The sequence below is a fragment of the Curvibacter sp. EU05-FHT14A10 genome, assembly GCF_058791075.1.
This window is the reverse complement of the sequence record NZ_JBYTDE010000050.1, coordinates 152-658: the sequence shown is the minus strand read 5'-3', so window position 1 is coordinate 658 and position 507 is coordinate 152. Positions and strand designations below refer to the sequence as shown.

Sequence of the window (507 nt, the reverse complement as noted above, 5' to 3'; positions counted from 1 at the left end):
AGCCGCCACTTGCTCGGCCTGGGCCTGGGCCTCGGCATCGAGCCGGGCCTGGGCCAGTTGTTCGAAGCGGGCCACCAGTTGGTCCAGGTCGGCCCGGGTGCGGGCCGCCTGCTCGGCGCTGCGCTCGCCGATGGCGACGGCCGTCTGCTCCAGTGTTCGGCTCAGGGTTTGCTGCTGCGCCAGGGCCTGCTCGCCCACACGCTGCCACTCGCCCTGCAGGCTTTGCGCCACCGAGCCCAGGGCCTGGCCCCAGGCTTCCAGGCGCTGGCGGTCAGCCGCCACTTGCTCGGCCTGGGCCTGGGCCTCGGCATCGAGCCGGGCCTGGGCCAGTTGCTCGAAGCGGGTCACCAGTTGGTCCAGGTCGGCCCGGGTGCGGGCCGCTTGCTCGGCGCTGCGCTCGCCGATGGCGGCGGCCGTCTGCTCCAGCGTGCGGCTCAGGGTTTGCTGCTGCGCCAGGGCCTGCTCGCCCACACGCTGCCACTCGCCCTGCAGGCTTTGCGCCACCGA

At 74.0% G+C, this 507-nt stretch carries 1 pseudogene; it reads right to left on the bottom strand.

Features of this window, described 5'->3' with window-relative positions:
- Positions 1-507, bottom strand: a pseudogene (locus AC3WUT_RS30170) (hypothetical protein); the annotation flags it as partial.